13 protein-coding genes are annotated in these 14967 nt (G+C 65.4%); 1 reads left to right on the top strand and 12 read right to left on the bottom strand.

The genetic code is table 11. The features are described from left to right. Positions 1-34: 34 nt before the first annotated feature. Genes murG through mraZ form a run of 10 tightly spaced genes read right to left on the bottom strand, consistent with a single transcriptional unit; the run spans position 35 to position 11498 of the window. Positions 35-1144 carry an undecaprenyldiphospho-muramoylpentapeptide beta-N-acetylglucosaminyltransferase gene (murG, locus tag ACMZ6R_RS00320; protein WP_416108624.1) on the bottom strand — a complete coding sequence of 370 codons (1110 nt, stop codon included), beginning with the start codon at positions 1142-1144 and terminating at the stop codon, positions 35-37. After that, positions 1141-2268 (bottom strand): putative lipid II flippase FtsW, encoded by a 1128-nt coding sequence (gene ftsW, locus ACMZ6R_RS00325; protein WP_416108625.1) that lies wholly within the window; start codon positions 2266-2268, stop codon positions 1141-1143. Before ftsW ends, murG begins: the two co-directional genes overlap by 4 nt. After that, positions 2265-3590 (bottom strand): UDP-N-acetylmuramoyl-L-alanine--D-glutamate ligase, encoded by a 1326-nt coding sequence (murD, locus tag ACMZ6R_RS00330; RefSeq protein ID WP_416108627.1) that lies wholly within the window; start codon positions 3588-3590, stop codon positions 2265-2267. The genes ftsW and murD overlap by 4 nt, the downstream gene beginning before the upstream one ends. A 10-nt stretch (positions 3591-3600) precedes the next feature. Further along, entirely contained in the window at positions 3601-4677 is a 1077-nt protein-coding gene (gene mraY / locus ACMZ6R_RS00335) for a phospho-N-acetylmuramoyl-pentapeptide-transferase (RefSeq protein ID WP_416108628.1), read from the bottom strand. Then, a complete protein-coding gene (locus ACMZ6R_RS00340) occupies positions 4674-6086 on the bottom strand; it encodes a UDP-N-acetylmuramoyl-tripeptide--D-alanyl-D-alanine ligase (RefSeq protein WP_416108629.1) in 1413 nt (470 codons plus the stop codon). Before ACMZ6R_RS00340 ends, mraY begins: the two co-directional genes overlap by 4 nt. Beyond that, entirely contained in the window at positions 6077-7540 is a 1464-nt protein-coding gene (locus ACMZ6R_RS00345) for a UDP-N-acetylmuramoyl-L-alanyl-D-glutamate--2,6-diaminopimelate ligase (protein ID WP_416108630.1), read from the bottom strand. The genes ACMZ6R_RS00340 and ACMZ6R_RS00345 overlap by 10 nt, the downstream gene beginning before the upstream one ends. Positions 7541-7553: 13 nt before the next feature. Beyond that, entirely contained in the window at positions 7554-9605 is a 2052-nt protein-coding gene (locus tag ACMZ6R_RS00350) for a penicillin-binding transpeptidase domain-containing protein (protein WP_416108632.1), read from the bottom strand. A 17-nt stretch (positions 9606-9622) separates the two neighbouring features. Next, positions 9623-10006, bottom strand: a complete 384-nt coding sequence (locus ACMZ6R_RS00355) for a hypothetical protein (protein ID WP_416108634.1) — start codon at positions 10004-10006, stop codon at positions 9623-9625. A gap of 43 nt (positions 10007-10049) precedes the next feature. Then, a complete protein-coding gene (gene rsmH / locus ACMZ6R_RS00360) occupies positions 10050-11030 on the bottom strand; it encodes a 16S rRNA (cytosine(1402)-N(4))-methyltransferase RsmH (protein ID WP_416108635.1) in 981 nt (326 codons plus the stop codon). Between the two features lie 9 nt (positions 11031-11039). Then, entirely contained in the window at positions 11040-11498 is a 459-nt protein-coding gene (mraZ, locus tag ACMZ6R_RS00365) for a division/cell wall cluster transcriptional repressor MraZ (protein ID WP_416108637.1), read from the bottom strand. 392 nt (positions 11499-11890) lie between these two features. On the opposite strand from mraZ, the gene ACMZ6R_RS00370 reads away from it, so the two are divergent. Further along, positions 11891-12904: an HD-GYP domain-containing protein gene (locus ACMZ6R_RS00370; protein ID WP_416108638.1), complete on the top strand. Its 1014-nt coding sequence runs from the start codon at positions 11891-11893 to the stop codon at positions 12902-12904. A gap of 190 nt (positions 12905-13094) precedes the next feature. Here the strand turns inward: ACMZ6R_RS00370 and ACMZ6R_RS00375 are convergent, their stop codons facing one another. Both ACMZ6R_RS00375 and ACMZ6R_RS00380 read right to left on the bottom strand, forming a co-directional pair. After that, a complete protein-coding gene (locus ACMZ6R_RS00375) occupies positions 13095-13571 on the bottom strand; it encodes a CBS domain-containing protein (RefSeq protein WP_416108640.1) in 477 nt (158 codons plus the stop codon). Between the two features lie 98 nt (positions 13572-13669). After that, complete coding sequence (locus ACMZ6R_RS00380; protein ID WP_416108642.1) at positions 13670-14929, bottom strand: HD domain-containing protein; 1260 nt, start codon at positions 14927-14929, stop codon at positions 13670-13672. Positions 14930-14967: the final 38 nt, after the last annotated feature.

Consider the following 14967-nt stretch of genomic DNA (forward strand, 5'->3'; position numbering starts at 1 on the left):
GCCCCGGCGCCGCAGTGGACGTGTTGCTGCATGTTCATTTGGCGCCTCCCTTGCGCCCGGCCAGATCGAGGAGCACGGCGGCGATGCGCGCGGCCGCGTCCGGCATGGCGGCGGCGGATGCGGCCGCGCCCATGCGGGCCAGCCTGTCCGGATCGCCGAGCAGCCCGGTCACCTCCGCCGCCAGATCGCGGTTCGGGAGATCGGCCTGGGCGATGACCCCGGCCGCGCCGGCCCGGGCCAGAAACGCGGCATTGACCGACTGGTGGTCGTGGGTGGCAAAGGGAAAGGGAATGAGCAAGGAAGGCTTTCCCGCCGCCGTGACCTCGGCCAGTGTCGTGGCCCCGGCCCGGGCCAGGACCAGATCGGCCCAGGCGTAGGCCTCGGCCATGTCCTCGATGAAATTTTCGATGACCACCCCGCCGCGCTCTTCCCCCTGGGGACGGTCGGCCAGGATGGCGGCCACGCGCTCGCCGACCCGGTCGAAATCGACCCGGCCGGCTTGCAGGCGCACCGATATGCCGGCGGCCAGCAGGCGCGGCAGGATGTCGATGACGGCGTCGTTGACGGCCCTGGCCCCCTGGCTGCCGCCAAGGACCAGCAGATGCCGCTCCCCCCCCTCCTGACGGGCTGCCGCGCCGGCCGCGATGCCCCCCCGGATGGGGTTGCCGAGCAGTTTCGTCTTTTGCGGCGAAAACACCCGCGCCTCATCCGGATAGGTGATGCAGACAACGTCCACGAAGCGGCCGAGGATCTTGTTGGTCACGCCCGGGACACTGTTTTGCTCGTGGATGACCGTGGGCAGGCCGAGCAGTTTCGCCGACGCCACGGGCACGAATCCGGCGTAGCCGCCGAAGCCCGCCACCACGTCCGGCCGCCACTGGCGCAGCACCCGTATGGCCATGCCAAACGCCCTGGCCATCCACACCGGCGCGGCCAGGGCGCGAAGCCCCCGGCCGAAGACGCCCTTGGCCGGCAGCCCGACAAAGGACAGCCCGGCCTGGGTGGCCAGCCGCCCTTCCGGGCCGGCCCCGCCGACAAAAAGGATGCCGACGTCCGGCCTTGCGGCCTGCAAGGCCTCGGCCACGGCCAAAGCCGGGAAAATATGGCCCCCGGTGCCGCCGGTGGTCAGCACGATGCGCGTCATGTCCGGGCGCTCCGGGAAAGGTTGAGCAGGATGCCGACGCAGAGGAAGCAGGACAGCAGGTTGCTGCCGCCGTAGCTCAAAAAGGGCATGGCCACGCCCTTGGGCGGCACGCAGCCGAGCACCACCGCCAGATTGAGGACAACCCCCAGCGCCAGGACCAGGGTCATGCCGTAGGCCGTAAACCGGTCGCGCAGGTCGTCCTGGGCCAAGGCCACCCTGAAAGCGCGCCAGAGCAGGATGCCGACGCAGATGAACACGATGGAGATGCCGATAAAGCCAAGCTCCTCGCCGAGCACGGCCATGATGAAGTCGTTGTGGGCCTCGGGCAGGTAAAAGAGCTTCTGTTTGCCGGCCCCGAAACCAACGCCCGTGATGCCGCCCGAACCGAAGGCGTAGAAGGACTGCACGAGCTGGTAGCCCACGTTTTGCGGGTCCTTGAAGGGATCGAGAAAGGCGAACCAGCGTTTGAAGCGGTAGGGCGAGGAGGCGATGAGCAGCCCCATGGCCCCGACGCCGAAGAGCATGGACACGGCGAGGTAGGTCAGGCGCGTGCCGCCGACCAGGCTCATGAGGAAAAAGAGCATGCCCAGAAAGACCGCGCCGCCGAAGTCGGGCTGGAGCAGCAAAATGAGCCCGAGAAAACCGGTGACGATGACCGGCGGGATGAACCCGACCGAAAAAGAGCGCACCATCTGCTGTTTCTGGCTGAAAAAATAGGCCAGGTACATGACCAGCACCACCTTGGCCAACTCCATAGGCTGCAAGGTGGCCGGCCCCAGATGCATCCAGCGGCGCGCGCCGCCGGCCCGGACCGAAAAGGGCGGCACCAGCGTCAGGATGAGCAGAAAGATGATGGCGAAAAGCCACAGATAGACCGGGCCGTGGAGCACCTTGCGCGGCATGTAGGCGCAGATGCACATGAGCCCGAAGCTGACCAGGGCGAAAAGCGCCTGACGCTGGAAAAAGAAGTAGCGGTTGCCATTTAGGCGCTCGGCCATGACCCCGCTGGAGGAAAAGACCATGACCAGCCCAAGGCCCGCGAGCATGAGCGTCGCGCCCAGAAGCCACAAATCGAAGGTCCCGGTTTTGGCGTTTTCGGCCGTCGCCACGCGCAGTCTGCTCATGGCTTCTCCTTCGCCGCATCCGGCGTCATGGGCAGTCCGGCGAAAATGTCCTGGAAATCCCGGCCCCGGGCCTTGTAGCCGTCGTAGAGGTCGAAGCTCGCCGTGGCCGGAGAGAGCAGCACCACATCGCCATCCCTGGCCTCGGCGTAAAGACGCCTGACGGTCGGCCTGAGGGTGGGCTCATGGAACAGCGGCACCTGCCCGGCCCAGGCGGCCTCGAACACCTCGCGCCCGGCCCCGAAAAGCCCGACAGCCGCGACGCGTTCCTTGAGCAGCGGCAAAAGCGCAACCAGATCGCCGCCCTTGAACACGCCGCCGCACAGAAGCCGCACCGGCCGGTCGAAGCTTTTGAGCGCCGCCTCCATGGCCGCCACGGTGGTGGCCTTGGAGTCGTCCACGAAAAGCACCCCGCCCTTCTCGCCGATGATCTGCAACCGGTGCGGGGCCGGGGCGAAGCGCTCGAAAGCGACTTTCGCCGTCTCCTCGGTCACCCCGAAGGGCTGGGTCGCCAGAAAGGCGGCTTCCATGTTCTGCTGGTTGTGCGCGCCGGCAAGCCTTGGGCAGGTGAACCGGCCGGTCGGTTCGAACCAGGTGACGTCGGCCCTGGTAAAGGAGCGGCCGGCCAGGGTCTCGCGCATGTCCCGCGGCAGGATGGCCGTGTCGCCCGGGCGCTGGGCGGCGAAAATATTGAGCTTGGCCGACAGGTATTCTTCCAGGTCGGCGTGCCAGTCCAGGTGGTTGGGCGAGAAGTTGAGCAGCACCGCCACCTTGGGGCGGAAGGATTTGACGAGCTGGAGCTGGAAGCTCGAAACCTCGAGCACCACCACGTCGGCCGGATCGCCGGCCAGCACGTATTCGGACAGCGGCGTGCCGATGTTGCCGCCGGTAAAGACCTTGCGCCCGGCCGCCTCGAGCAGGTGGCTTACGAGCATGACGGTGGTGGTCTTGCCGTTGGAGCCGGTGACGGCGACGATGGGCTCGGTCACGAACCAGGAGGCCAGCTCCAGTTCGGAGAGCACCTGGGCGTCCGGGCAGGCGGCCAGACAGTCAGAAAGCCCCGCCGCCCGGATGCCGGGCGAGAGCACGACCAGGTCCGCGCCGGCGAAATCGGCCGGCCCATGCTCCCCGACGCGCAGGTCGTAGCCGGCTTCCACGGCCTCGGCCCGGAAATCGTCGGCCACCGATTCGGGCTTTTTCTCCAGAAAACGCACGGTCGCGCCCAGCCGGGCAAGCAGCCTTGCCGCGGCGCGGCCCGAAGACCCGGCCCCGACGACGACGGCCGTGTGCCCGCGCAGTTGATCACTATGGAGCATGTCACGCATCGAAAATCGCCTACCGCAGTTTAAGGGTGGACAGCCCCACCAGGGCGAGCAGGATGGACAGTATCCAGAACCGGATGATGATCTTCGATTCCGGCACACCCATCAGCTCGAAGTGGTGATGCAGCGGCGCCATGCGGAAAATCCGCTTGCCGCCCGTCATCTTGAAGTAGCCCACCTGCAAAATAACCGAGACAGTCTCGGCCACGTAAAGTCCGCCGACCACCATGAGCAGCAGTTCCTGTTTGCACAGCACGGCGAGAAACCCGAGCGCCCCGCCGAGCGACAGCGACCCCACGTCGCCCATGAAAACCTGGGCCGGATAGGCGTTGAACCACAAAAAACCGAGCCCCGCCCCGACCATGGCCCCGCAAAAAACCGTGACCTCGCCCACGCCGGAGACGGGCATGACCTGCAGGTAGCGCGCCATCTGGGCATGGCCGGCCACGTAGACGAAAAGCGCGAACATGGCCGCGTTGACGATCATGGGGCCGATGGCCAGGCCGTCCAGGCCGTCGGTCAGGTTCACGGCGTTGCTCGCCGCCACCATGACCAGCATGGCGAAGGGAAAATAAAAGAGGCCGAGGTCGGGATTTACGTGCTTGAAAAAGGGCACGGCCAGCCGGGTGGAATATTCGGGGTCGGACAGGAGCACGGCCGCGGCCAGTCCCGAAATGATCAGCTGCCCCAGGAGCTTGGCCTTGGGCGAAAGCCCCTTGTTGCGCTTTTTGACCACCTTGGCATGGTCGTCGACAAAGCCCAGGACGCCGAAGCCCAGGTACACGAAAATCGTCATCCAGACGTATTCGTTGGCCAGATCGCCCCAGAGCAGGACGCTGACCAGGATGCAAAAGGCGATGAGCAGTCCGCCCATGGTCGGGGTGCCGGCCTTGCGCTGGTGGGCGGCCACGTCCTCGTGAATGTACTGGCCGTACTTGAGGCGGGTCAGCCAGCGGATAAAGCGCGGACCGAACACGATGGAAAGGACCAGGGCAGTGAGAAGCGCCGCGATCGACCGGAACGTGATGTAACGGAAGACATTTAGGGCGCTTATATGCGCCGCCAGCGGCACCAGCAGGTAATAGATCATGCCTTGGGGTCCTTTTGGATGCTCTGGGTGAAGGCGGCCAGATACTCCTCCATACGCATGGACCGCGAACCTTTGAACAGGAAGACGCCGCCGCGCAGTTCCATGGTGGCCAGCATGTCGCAAAAGGCGTCCGGGGTGTCGGCCACGGCAAACCGGCCGGCATAGCCGCCCCGGGTCAGCCCTTCGCCCACGGCGTCGGCATGGGCCCCGTGGTAAAAGACGGCCTGGGCGCCGCTTGCCGCGGCGGCCTCGCCGAGCTTCGCGTGCTCTTCCTCGGCATGGACGCCCATCTCGCGCATTTCGCCAAGGACCAGCACGAGCGGCTTGCCCTGGGCGGCCTCCACGGCGGCGGCGATGGCCCGGCGCATGGACAGCGGATTGGCGTTATAGGTGTCGTCGATGATGGTGTAGCAGCCCTGCCGACGGCAATAGAACCGCTGCTCGGGCATGACCGCCGTTTCGAGCCCGGCGGCGATCTGCTTTTCCCCGGCCCCGAGGATATGGGCGGCGGCGGCGGCGGCCAGGATGTTCTCGGCGAAATGGCCGCCGGTCAGCGGCGTTTCGACTTCCATCTCCAGCTCGCCGAGCTTGAGAAAAAACCGGCCCCGGCCCTCGGCCAGCGCGCCCAGATATTTGGCCCGGTACGGCGCGGACTGCCCCTTGCCCTGCCCCTTGGTGGAAAGCCCCCGCACGCGCGGGGAAACGGCCAGGGCCGCCTCCCACAGCTCGGGATAGTCCATGGAGGCCAGGGCCACGCCACCGGGGCGCAGGTATTTGAAAAGCTTCGTCTTCTCGGCAGCAACGCCGGCCACGTCACCCAGGGCCTCCAGATGGGCCGGGCCGACATTGTGGATCACGGCCACGTCGGGTTCGGCGATGGCGGCCAGGGGCTCCATCTCGCCGGGCCGCGAGATGCCAAGTTCCATGACCCAATACGCGTCCTTGTCGGAGGCTTCGAGCATGGACAGCGGCAGGCCGATGCGATTGTTGTAATTCTTGTAGTTTTTCGCCGTGGGTCCGAGCTTGCCCAAAATGGCGGCAGTGAGCTCCTTGACCGTGGTCTTGCCGGCCGAGCCGGTCACGCCCACAAGCCTGGCCCCGACCTGCTTGCGCCAGGCCTGGGCGAGCATGCCCAAGGCGGCCACGGTGTCGCGCACCAAAAGCACCGGCGTGCCGTCGGGCAGCCCGGTAAGCGGTCTGTCGGCCAAAACGGCGGCCGCGCCCTTGCCCACGGCCTCGGCGGCGAAATTGTGGCCGTCGAAGCGTTCGCCGGGCACGCACACGAACAGGCAGCCGGGGATGACGGCCCGGCTGTCGATGCGCACGGCCTCGATGATGGGATTGCCGCGTTCACCCACGTCGCCGACGGCCCTGGTGGCTGCGAGGATATCGGACAAGGTCATGCGCATCCGGTAAGCTCCCTGACCACGGCGGCGTCGGAAAACGGGTGCTTCACGTCGCCGATCTGCTGATAGGTTTCGTGTCCCTTGCCGGCGATCACCAGCACGTCCTCGGGTCGCATGGCGTCAAGGGCCAGGGCGATGGCCCGACGCCGGTCGGGTTCGATGATGGCCTTGCGCGCACCGGACAGCCCGGGCTTGGCGTCTTCGATAATGGCCAGCGGGTCCTCGTGCCGGGGATTGTCCGAGGTCAAAACGGCCACGTCGACCCACCGGGAAACGGCTTCGGCCATGCGCGGACGCTTGGTGCGGTCGCGGTCGCCGCCGCAGCCGAACACGGCGAAAAGCCGGCCGGCGGTGAACTCCCTGGCCGCGCCGAGCACGTTTTCCAGGGCGTCCGGGGTGTGGGCGTAATCGACGAAAACGGTCAGCCCGGCGGGATTGGGAATGCGCTCGAGGCGTCCCGGCGCGCCGTGGCAATCGGCCAGGGCCTCGAAGGTCTCGTAGGGCAGGCCGAGGGTCAGGCCCGTGCCCATGGCGGCCAGGAGATTCGCGGCATTGTGCCGGCCGGGCATGGGCGAGGCCACTTCGAAGGCCTCGTCGCCGAAGCCCGCCCCCAGATGCAGCCCGTCGCGGCCGTGGGCGCGGATGCCGCCGGCGAGGAGCCGGGTGAAGCCGGCCGGGGCCTTGCCCAGGCCGTAGCCCAGGGCAGTGGGAAATTCCTTGAGCAGACGCAGGCCGAAGGGATCGTCGTAGTTGAGCACCGCCGTGGCCGGGTCGGGCAGATAGTGGCGGAACAGCTTGGCCTTGGCCGCGAAATAGGTCTCCATGTCCTTGTGGTAGTCGAGGTGGTCCTGGGTCAGGTTGGTGAACACCCCGGCGGCGAAGGAAAGCCCGGCCAGCCGGTCCTGGTCCAGGGCATGGGAGGAGGCCTCCATGACGGCCAGATCGCAGCCGGCGGCGGCCATGGCGGCCAGATCCTCGTGGATGGTCAGGCAGTCCGGGGTGGTCAGCGAGGCGTTCCGGCTCACCCCCGGCCAGCGGTAGGCCACCGTGCCGAGCACGCCGACCTTCTTGCCGGCGGCCGTGGCCAGACGCTCGATCAGATAGCTGACCGTGGTCTTGCCGTTGGTGCCGGTGACCGCCACCACGGGCATGGCCATGCGGTCGGTGCCAAAGCGGGCGGCGGCCAGGAGCCCCAGGGCCTTTCGCGGCTCGTCCACGCTGACAAGCGTAGCCCCGCTCCCGCCCGGAAGCACGGTCCCCGGGCCGGCCACGATCACCGCCGCGCCCCGGGCCAGGGCGTCGGGAATGAACCGCGCGCCGTCGGCGGCCGTGCCCGAGGCGGCCACGAACACGCCGCCGGACACGACCTTGGCGGAATGCCCGGCCACGGGAAGAGCGTCTTCGCGGACTTTGTCCAGCAACGCGTCCAGGGACGGATTGCGCGTATCTGCCATCATGCTCGCCTCACCATCAGGAGGGCCTGGAAAGCCACAACACGACTTCGTTTTTTTCGCCGGAGGGCCAGGGCGCGCCCGGAGCCGGACTCTGTTTCGAGACCACCAGCCCCTGACCTTCGAGCCTTGGCACGATGCCCTTGCCGACCAGGATTTCCACCGCCTGCCGCAACGGCATGCCGGCGAAATTCGGCACGGATTGGACCGAAACCTGCTTGATGTCGCCGGCGGCCCCTCCGGCGATGGCCAAAATATCCTTGTCCGCCTTGCTCGGCTCCTTCACGGCGGGCGCGGCCGGCGCCTGGGCCTGCTCCTTGGCCGGGGACTGCTCCGGCATCTGGTCCGGCGTCTGGGCCTTGGCCATCTGCACGGTCTCGGGCATGCGGCCGAGGTAGGACAGCATGCGCAGGGTCACGTTGCGCACGGCCGGCGCGGCGACGACCCCGCCGTAGTGACTCGGCTCGGGTTCGTCAATCATCACGATGAGGATGTATTCCGGATGAAGGGCCGGCACGAAGGAAACATAGGACCCCAGGTACTTGTTGCCATAGCCGCCATGGGAGCCGGCCTTTTGGGCGGTGCCGGTCTTGCCGCCGGTCTCCAGGCCCGGAATGCGGGCCACTTTGCCGGTGCCGTGCTCTTCCTGGACCACCTCGCGCATCATGGACTGGACGGTGCGGGCCACCTCGGCGTCGAAGACGCGGTAGGGCGTGCGCTCGGGTTGGTCGTCGGGAGGGTCGGCCACGAGCTTGATCTGCTTGTACACGCCGTCGTTGGCCAAAATGAGGTAGGCCTGGGCCAGCTGGACCGGGGACACGGCAATGCCCTGGCCAAAAGAGGCCGTGGCCACGTCGATGGGCATCCAGGCTTTGAGCGGCCGCACAAGCCCCTTGGCTTCGCCGGTGATGCGAAGTCCCGTCGGGCGGCCGAAACCAAGCAGGTCGAAATAATGGTGCAGCCGCTTCGCGCCGAGCTGCAGGCCGATTTTGGCCGCGCCGATGTTGCTCGAAACGCGCACGATCATGTTGACCGGCAGCACACCGTAGGAGTGGGTATCCCGGATGGTCCTATTGGCGAAGGCAAACCGGCCGTTTTCACAGTTGAAGGTGGAGGTGGGCCTGATCACGTGCTCCTGGAGGGCCGAGGCCACGAGCAGGGGCTTCATGGTGGAACCGGGCTCGTAGACGTCCAGGGCGGCGTGGTCGCGGGCGATACGGGGGCTGATGCCGCGCCCCACGTTGGGATTGAAAAAGGGATAGTTGGCCATGGCCAGGATTTCGCCCGTGGGCACGTGGACGACCAGGCAGGTGCCGCCCTTGGCATGGTTGTCGGTGACGGCCTTTTCCAGCTCCTCCTCGGCGAAGAACTGAATCTGCGAATCGATGGTCAGGCGCACGTCGTGGCCGTTGATGTCGGCCAGTTCCCGGCCCTGGGCATCGAAAAAGAAGCGCCGACCGGAGGCGTCGCGCTGGACCACGTACTTGGCCTGCCGGCCGGTCAGACGGCCGTCGAAGGCCTTTTCCACGCCTTCGAGGCCCACATCGCCGACGCCCACAAACCCCATCACCTGGCTGGCCAGATGCCCGTTGGGGTAAAACCGCCCGTATTCCTTGGTGAAATAAACGCCGTCCAACTTGGCCTCGCGGATGCGGGCGGCGGTGCGATCCCCGACCCGCCAGGAGAGATAGACCATGTTGGAGGAGCTGCGCAGCTTTTTGACGATGCGCTGTTCCTTCATATGGAGCACCTTGGCCAGAAAATCGGCGGTCTTTTCGGGCTCGGTCACTTCCCTCGGCCGCACGAACACGGCCTCGAACTCCACGCTTTTGGCCAAAAGCCGGCCGCCACGGTCGTAAATTTCGCCACGGGCCCCCTTGTCCACCTCCGAGGCCAGATGCTGGCGCAGGGCCTTTTCGGCCAGCTCCGGACCGACCACGATCTGGAGGTAGCCGGCCCGGGCCCACAAACCGAGCCAGGCCAACAGGAAAAAGACGCCCACGCAGGTGAGCTTGACCCGGCTCCAATCGCGCACGGTCTTCTGCTGGCGATCGACTTTCGGCTTGCGCATGCCCGGCCCCGGCATCCCTAGGGTTTCCGCCCGGCCTTGCGGCCCTTGGTCTTGGACTGCGAGGCCTCGCCAGCGGATTTGGCCGGGGCCTTGGCCATGATCCGGCCGTCCTGATCCTCGGCCGTGGCCAAAAGCGGCGACGTCTCGACGGTCCCGGACTGGGACACGCGCCGAATCTGGCCGGAGCGGGCCGGGCCAAGTCCGTATTCCCGGGCGACCCCACGCAGCCGGGACGGGGTAATAAGCGTATTGCGCTCCACTTCGAGCTTGGCCGAAAGTGTTTCGACATCGTCGATCTGGCGCTGCATCTTGTTGAGTTCGTAGGCCAGGTCCACGCGCTCGATGTTGAGCCAGACCAGCCCCAGCCCGAAGACCAGGAGCAGGACGATGCTAAAGGCCATGGATATAGCCCATTCTTTCGATAACGCGCCCATCTCCCCTCCTTTATATCCCCGCTCCGGTCGCCTGCGCCGCATCGGGCAGCCGCACCGCCGCCCGCAACTTGGCGCTCCTGGCCCGCGAATTGGCCGCGACCTCTTCCTCGCCGGCCATGACGGGCTTTTTGGTCAGGATGGCCAGACGCGCCTTGTGCCCGCACACGCAAACGACCTGTTCACGCGGACACAGGCAGTCCGTGGCTTCCAGGCGAAAGGCCCGTTTGACCAGCCTGTCCTCGAGGGAGTGGAAGGAAATCACGGCCACCCGCCCGCCCGTGGCGAGATACTCCGGAATGGCCTTCAGGAATGCCTCCAACTCCCTAAGCTCGTCATTGACCGCCATGCGCAAGGCCTGGAAGGTCCGGGTGGCCGGGTGCTGCCGGGCCATGGCCCGCCACTTGGCCGGGTAGGCCGCCGCCACCACCTCGGCCAGCCGGCCGGTGGTGGTGATGGCCGCTTTTTCCCGCGCGGCCACGATGGCCCGGGCAATACGCCCGGCCTGGGGGTCCTCGCCGTAGTTGCGGATGATCTCCCGAAGTCGTGCAAACGAGGCCAGATTCACCAGCCCCTCGGCGCTCTCCCCGCCGTCCTCGGCCCCCATGCGCATGTCCAGGGGGCCGTCCGTCAAAAACCCGAAGCCGCGCTCCGGGTCGTCGAGCTGCAAGGAGGACATCCCTGCGTCCACCAATGCCGCGTCGACCTTCTCCCACCCCGCCTCGGCCAGGGCCGCCGGGAACCGGCTGTAACGGGTGCGCGTTAGCCGCACCCGGTCGCCGTAGGCGGCAAGTCTGCGCCCGGCCTCTTCCAGGGCCTCCCTGTCCCTGTCGAGCCCAAGCACTTGCGCCTGTCCCCCGGCAGCTTCGAGCATCCCCTTGATATGCCCGCCAAGCCCCGCCGTGGCGTCCAAAATTTTCATCCCCGGCCTGATGCCAAGGTATTCGACCACTTCCTTGAGAAGCACCGGAATATGGGTCGCAGCGTGCTGCACAAGACCTCCCTAGAGCTTGAGCGTCACGCCCGAGGCGGCCAGATTGGCGAGGTCGGCATCGAAACGCAGCCCCACCTGACGCCGGCGGTCCTCGAAGGCGGCCTGATTCCAGATCTCGAACTTCTCTCCCACTCCGGCCAACACCAATTCCTTGTCCAACTGGGCGAAGGTGCGCAGGTACGGCGGAATAAGAATGCGCCCCTGCTTGTCCAGGCTCACTTCCATGGCCCCGGAAATGTAGAACCGCTCCAGGTCCCGAATCCTCGGGTCCAGCTTGTTGCCGGCCTGAAAGCTCGCTTCGACCTCCTCCCAGGCGGGCATGGGATAACCCGTGACGGCGCCATCGAAGTTGTTGGTGAGCATGATCCGGCCCTCGGGCATATGGCGCAAGACCTCCTCCCGATACTCGGGAGGCAGCATCAGCCGACCCTTGGGGTCCAGGCTGCGATAGGAATGCCCTCTGAACACGGCGCCTCGCAGTGGCGGTTCACCACTTCTTACCACCTTTTCCCACATTTTCTGGCGCATTCACCCCGGAGTGTCAAGAAGAAACCACCCGTTTCATAAAAACCCGCCTGCCCTTTGAGCCACGATTTGAGGGACAAAGTGGTAAATATGTGGGAGGAAAACGGCTTTTTTACCGAAGAGAGTGGGATTTCAGGAGATTAGGCGACCAGCCGACCAGGAAGGCCGACACCCCGAAAAAGCCACCGGCGTGACCACCGGGATGCGGGCAAGTCTTGCCAGAAGGCCGTGCAGGCCGTAAGGGAACAAGAGCCTTGACGAAATCACCACCTGGCGGTTGTGGCAGGCCAGGGAAAACGGCCGGCGACGGCACGAGCTATCTTTGGAAGGGCAGCATGCGCAGCAGGCCGAATCTCGATGTACCGGCGGGTCTGGAGGAGGAGTACTACCAGATCAACCCCGACATTCTTCAAAGCTTCAACAAATTTCGCCCTCCCCTTTCCATCTATCGCTTCATAGAGAACGTCGGCCGCATCGCATCCTATTATAAGGTTGGGGAGCGCCTCTCCAAAGAGCAAACGGAAGAACTGGCCGAACTCGTGGCCGCGGGCGTCATCTTCGTCTCCCGCGACGATCATTCCATCTACGTCAAGCACATCAGTTACCAGCTCGATCTGGTGCTGCTCGACAAGCATCTGACGGAATCCGAGATCGCGGACATCTTTCAAATCGCCCTGACCCGGCGGATGGAGGCCTTTTTCGACCAGCCGGTGCACCTCGTCTACGACAAGGTGCGCGAGGACGTTTTGGTGCTGACCGAATACGTCTGGGAGGATTTCCACCGGGCCAGGGCCCTGGCCAAGCGCATGCACGGCGTGCATTCCCTGGCCAACCACGCGGTCAACTGCGGGCTGATGGGACTTTACCTCTTTCTTTCCAGGCAGCCGGAAAGCTTCAAGGAGGCCAAGAACGCCCGCACGATCCTGGATCGGACCATTCTCGGCCTTTTCCTCCACGACCTGGGCATGACCCGGGTGCCGGCGATGATCCGCGACAAGACCAAGCCGCTGCTCCCCGACGAAATGCAAAAGATTCGCGGCCATACCATGGCCGGCTACGAGATGCTGGCGCGTCTCGACATCAAATTTCCCGAGATGGAGCGGTGCGTCTCCGAGCACCACGAGCGGCTCGACGGATCGGGCTACCCGCAAAAGCTCGGCATGGGGTCCATTTCCGAGACCGGACTTCTGGCCGGAGTGGTGGATTCGTACTGCGCCATGCGCACCAAACGGATCTACGCGCCTGCCATCGAACCGCTGGCGGCGGCCAAAAAACTTCTCGACGACGGGCGGCGCTACCCGGTCGATGTCGTCAAATGCCTGCTCGGCCTTTTGGCCGGACCGAAATAAAAAAAGACCGGGGGAAAACCTTTCTTGCAGAAAGGTTCTTCCCCCAGACCCCCTTTCCAAAGAATTTTAGTAGAAAAAGGATGTTACGTCCGTGACATCCCATAAGCCGAAAACTTTAGGAAGGGGAGAGCGCGAGAGGGGGGAACCCTTTTTAAAGGGTTTCCCCTCTCGCACTTCTTTTCCCTCCCTCCTAAAGCGGAGTGCATTCGCGGCGCATTTCCCGAAATATTTCGGCCAGGGGCACGAGTCCGAGCAGGCGTTCGCCCTCAAGGACCACGGCGAAGCGGCTGTCGGCCTTGATCATGGCGTCGAGCACCAGATGCAGCGGATCGGCCGGGGCCACGACGGGGATGTCGCGGCGGGCGGCATCGAAGGCCTTGCGGGCCATGCAGTGGCGGCAGGCGTCGCGGTAGGTCTGCTCGAAATCGTCGTCGCCGAGGCTCGTGCGCAGGCTCGCTTCCAGGGCGCAGTCGTTTAAGTCCGAAAGCAGGGTGCGCAGGCTGATGATGCCCAGAAACCGGCCCTGGCGCAGGACCACGACGGCATCGAGGTCGGGCCGCGTTTCCAGATGCGCCTGGAGTTTGTCGGCCACGGCATCCAGGGTTTCCCCGGCGTCGACGACAAGAACGTCCGCGCGCAAGGCGTCAAAGGCGCGTTTGCGTATCATGGTGCTCTCCGATGGCGTGGTGTATCGGGAAGTTAACCACGTTTGCGCGGGGTTGGCAAACGCAGGACCGGGGACAAGCCCCGGGCGCGACCGGCGGATCAGTCGAAATCGGCCAGAAGCGCCCCCACATGTACCCGGCCAAACAGCGTCGTGGCCGCGTACTTGTTGCGCAGCCGCCAGACCGCCTGCTGGAGTTGGTCGGAGGTGATGCCGTTTCGCAGCGCCGTATAGGCCTCGATGAAAGCGGCCAGGGAATCGCACACCTTGAGCAATTCCCCGTCCTTGGGATCGAAGGCGTCCAGGTTGCACGCGCCGCCAAGCTCCTCGGACGTGACACGCCGTGCCCTCCCCCCCTCGTCCCGCACGGACTCGTAAAACTCCGAGCCCACCTCGATGCCGAGCAGATAGGCCAGCCGGTCGGCCAACCCGGCATAACCGCCCCGCTTGAGCACCGAAAACACCCGGCGCTCCAGCTCCTCCCGCTCATATTCCTTGATCATGCCGCCAAGCTGCACCACCGACTGCTTGACCGGGGAGATGATGTCACGGGTCAAAAGCTCGGGCATGTCGTGGACCAGGCCGGCGAAAAAGTTGTTGAGCCGCCGGGCCGGGCAGGCGTCGACGGCCAAGCTGAAGAAATAGCCATAGGCCGCGACCAGGAACATATGGCCGAGCACCGAGGTTTCCGGGATGCGCGGCGTCTGGGACCAGCGCGTCTGGAAACGCAACTGGCCAAGCAGCCGGCCGAAATGCCCAAGCGGCGTCTTCTGGCCCTCGAAAAGCCCGGCCGCGAGCTCCTTGACCCCATGCAGGTCGGCAAACCGGGCCAGGCCGTCGGTAAACGACGATTCGATCTCGAGCAGCTCGTCGTCCCAGGGATTGTCGCGCTTTATCAGGGAATACTCCCAGCCGCTGGCATACAGATGGGCCGCGTCCAGGATGCGCCGGGCCGGCACGTCCGACTCGGGCACGGCGAAATAGGTCGTCAGCCGCGACCAGAAATCCTCGCCCAATTCGCGCACGCGTGGTTCGAGCTGCTCCAGGACCCAGGCCGTGAGCTTTCGGTAATGCTCGGGTTTCGCCTTGATCTTATAGAAGACGGGGGGCTTGATGTCGGTGATGACGAGCCGGTAGAGGTATTCGAACAGGCCGCCCTCGACGATATCGAGCCCCAGGGCCAGCCGCTCGGGTTCGGACAGGTGGGTGCTGTTGAGCTCGTAGAGCATCCAGGCCACCATCATCTTGTGGGCCTGCTTGTCGATCTCCACCAGTTCCATGCCACGGTGCTTGTCGTTCCACCGCTTCATGAACGAGCCGGCGAACAGCAGTTGGAGCAGACTCTTGCGGACGCTGACCATGAAGACTCCTTGGGATTTCGATCGTCGCGGACAGCCTA

Origin of the sequence: Solidesulfovibrio sp. C21, assembly GCF_047785625.1 — a bacterium.
Lineage (GTDB): Bacteria > Desulfobacterota > Desulfovibrionia > Desulfovibrionales > Desulfovibrionaceae > Solidesulfovibrio.

Coding starts and splice junctions, on each gene's coding strand:
- murG (WP_416108624.1), bottom strand. CDS start 1,144: ATGACGCGCATCGTGCTGACCACCGGCGGCACCGGGGGCCATATTTTC.
- ftsW (WP_416108625.1), bottom strand. CDS start 2,268: ATGAGCAGACTGCGCGTGGCGACGGCCGAAAACGCCAAAACCGGGACC.
- mraY (WP_416108628.1), bottom strand. CDS start 4,677: ATGATCTATTACCTGCTGGTGCCGCTGGCGGCGCATATAAGCGCCCTA.
- ACMZ6R_RS00375 (WP_416108640.1), bottom strand. CDS start 13,571: ATGATACGCAAACGCGCCTTTGACGCCTTGCGCGCGGACGTTCTTGTC.
- ACMZ6R_RS00380 (WP_416108642.1), bottom strand. CDS start 14,929: ATGGTCAGCGTCCGCAAGAGTCTGCTCCAACTGCTGTTCGCCGGCTCG.
- ACMZ6R_RS00370 (WP_416108638.1), top strand. CDS start 11,891: ATGCGCAGCAGGCCGAATCTCGATGTACCGGCGGGTCTGGAGGAGGAG.
- ACMZ6R_RS00340 (WP_416108629.1), bottom strand. CDS start 6,086: ATGCGCATGACCTTGTCCGATATCCTCGCAGCCACCAGGGCCGTCGGC.
- murD (WP_416108627.1), bottom strand. CDS start 3,590: ATGCGTGACATGCTCCATAGTGATCAACTGCGCGGGCACACGGCCGTC.
- ACMZ6R_RS00345 (WP_416108630.1), bottom strand. CDS start 7,540: ATGATGGCAGATACGCGCAATCCGTCCCTGGACGCGTTGCTGGACAAA.
- ACMZ6R_RS00355 (WP_416108634.1), bottom strand. CDS start 10,006: ATGGCCTTTAGCATCGTCCTGCTCCTGGTCTTCGGGCTGGGGCTGGTC.
- ACMZ6R_RS00350 (WP_416108632.1), bottom strand. CDS start 9,605: ATGCGCAAGCCGAAAGTCGATCGCCAGCAGAAGACCGTGCGCGATTGG.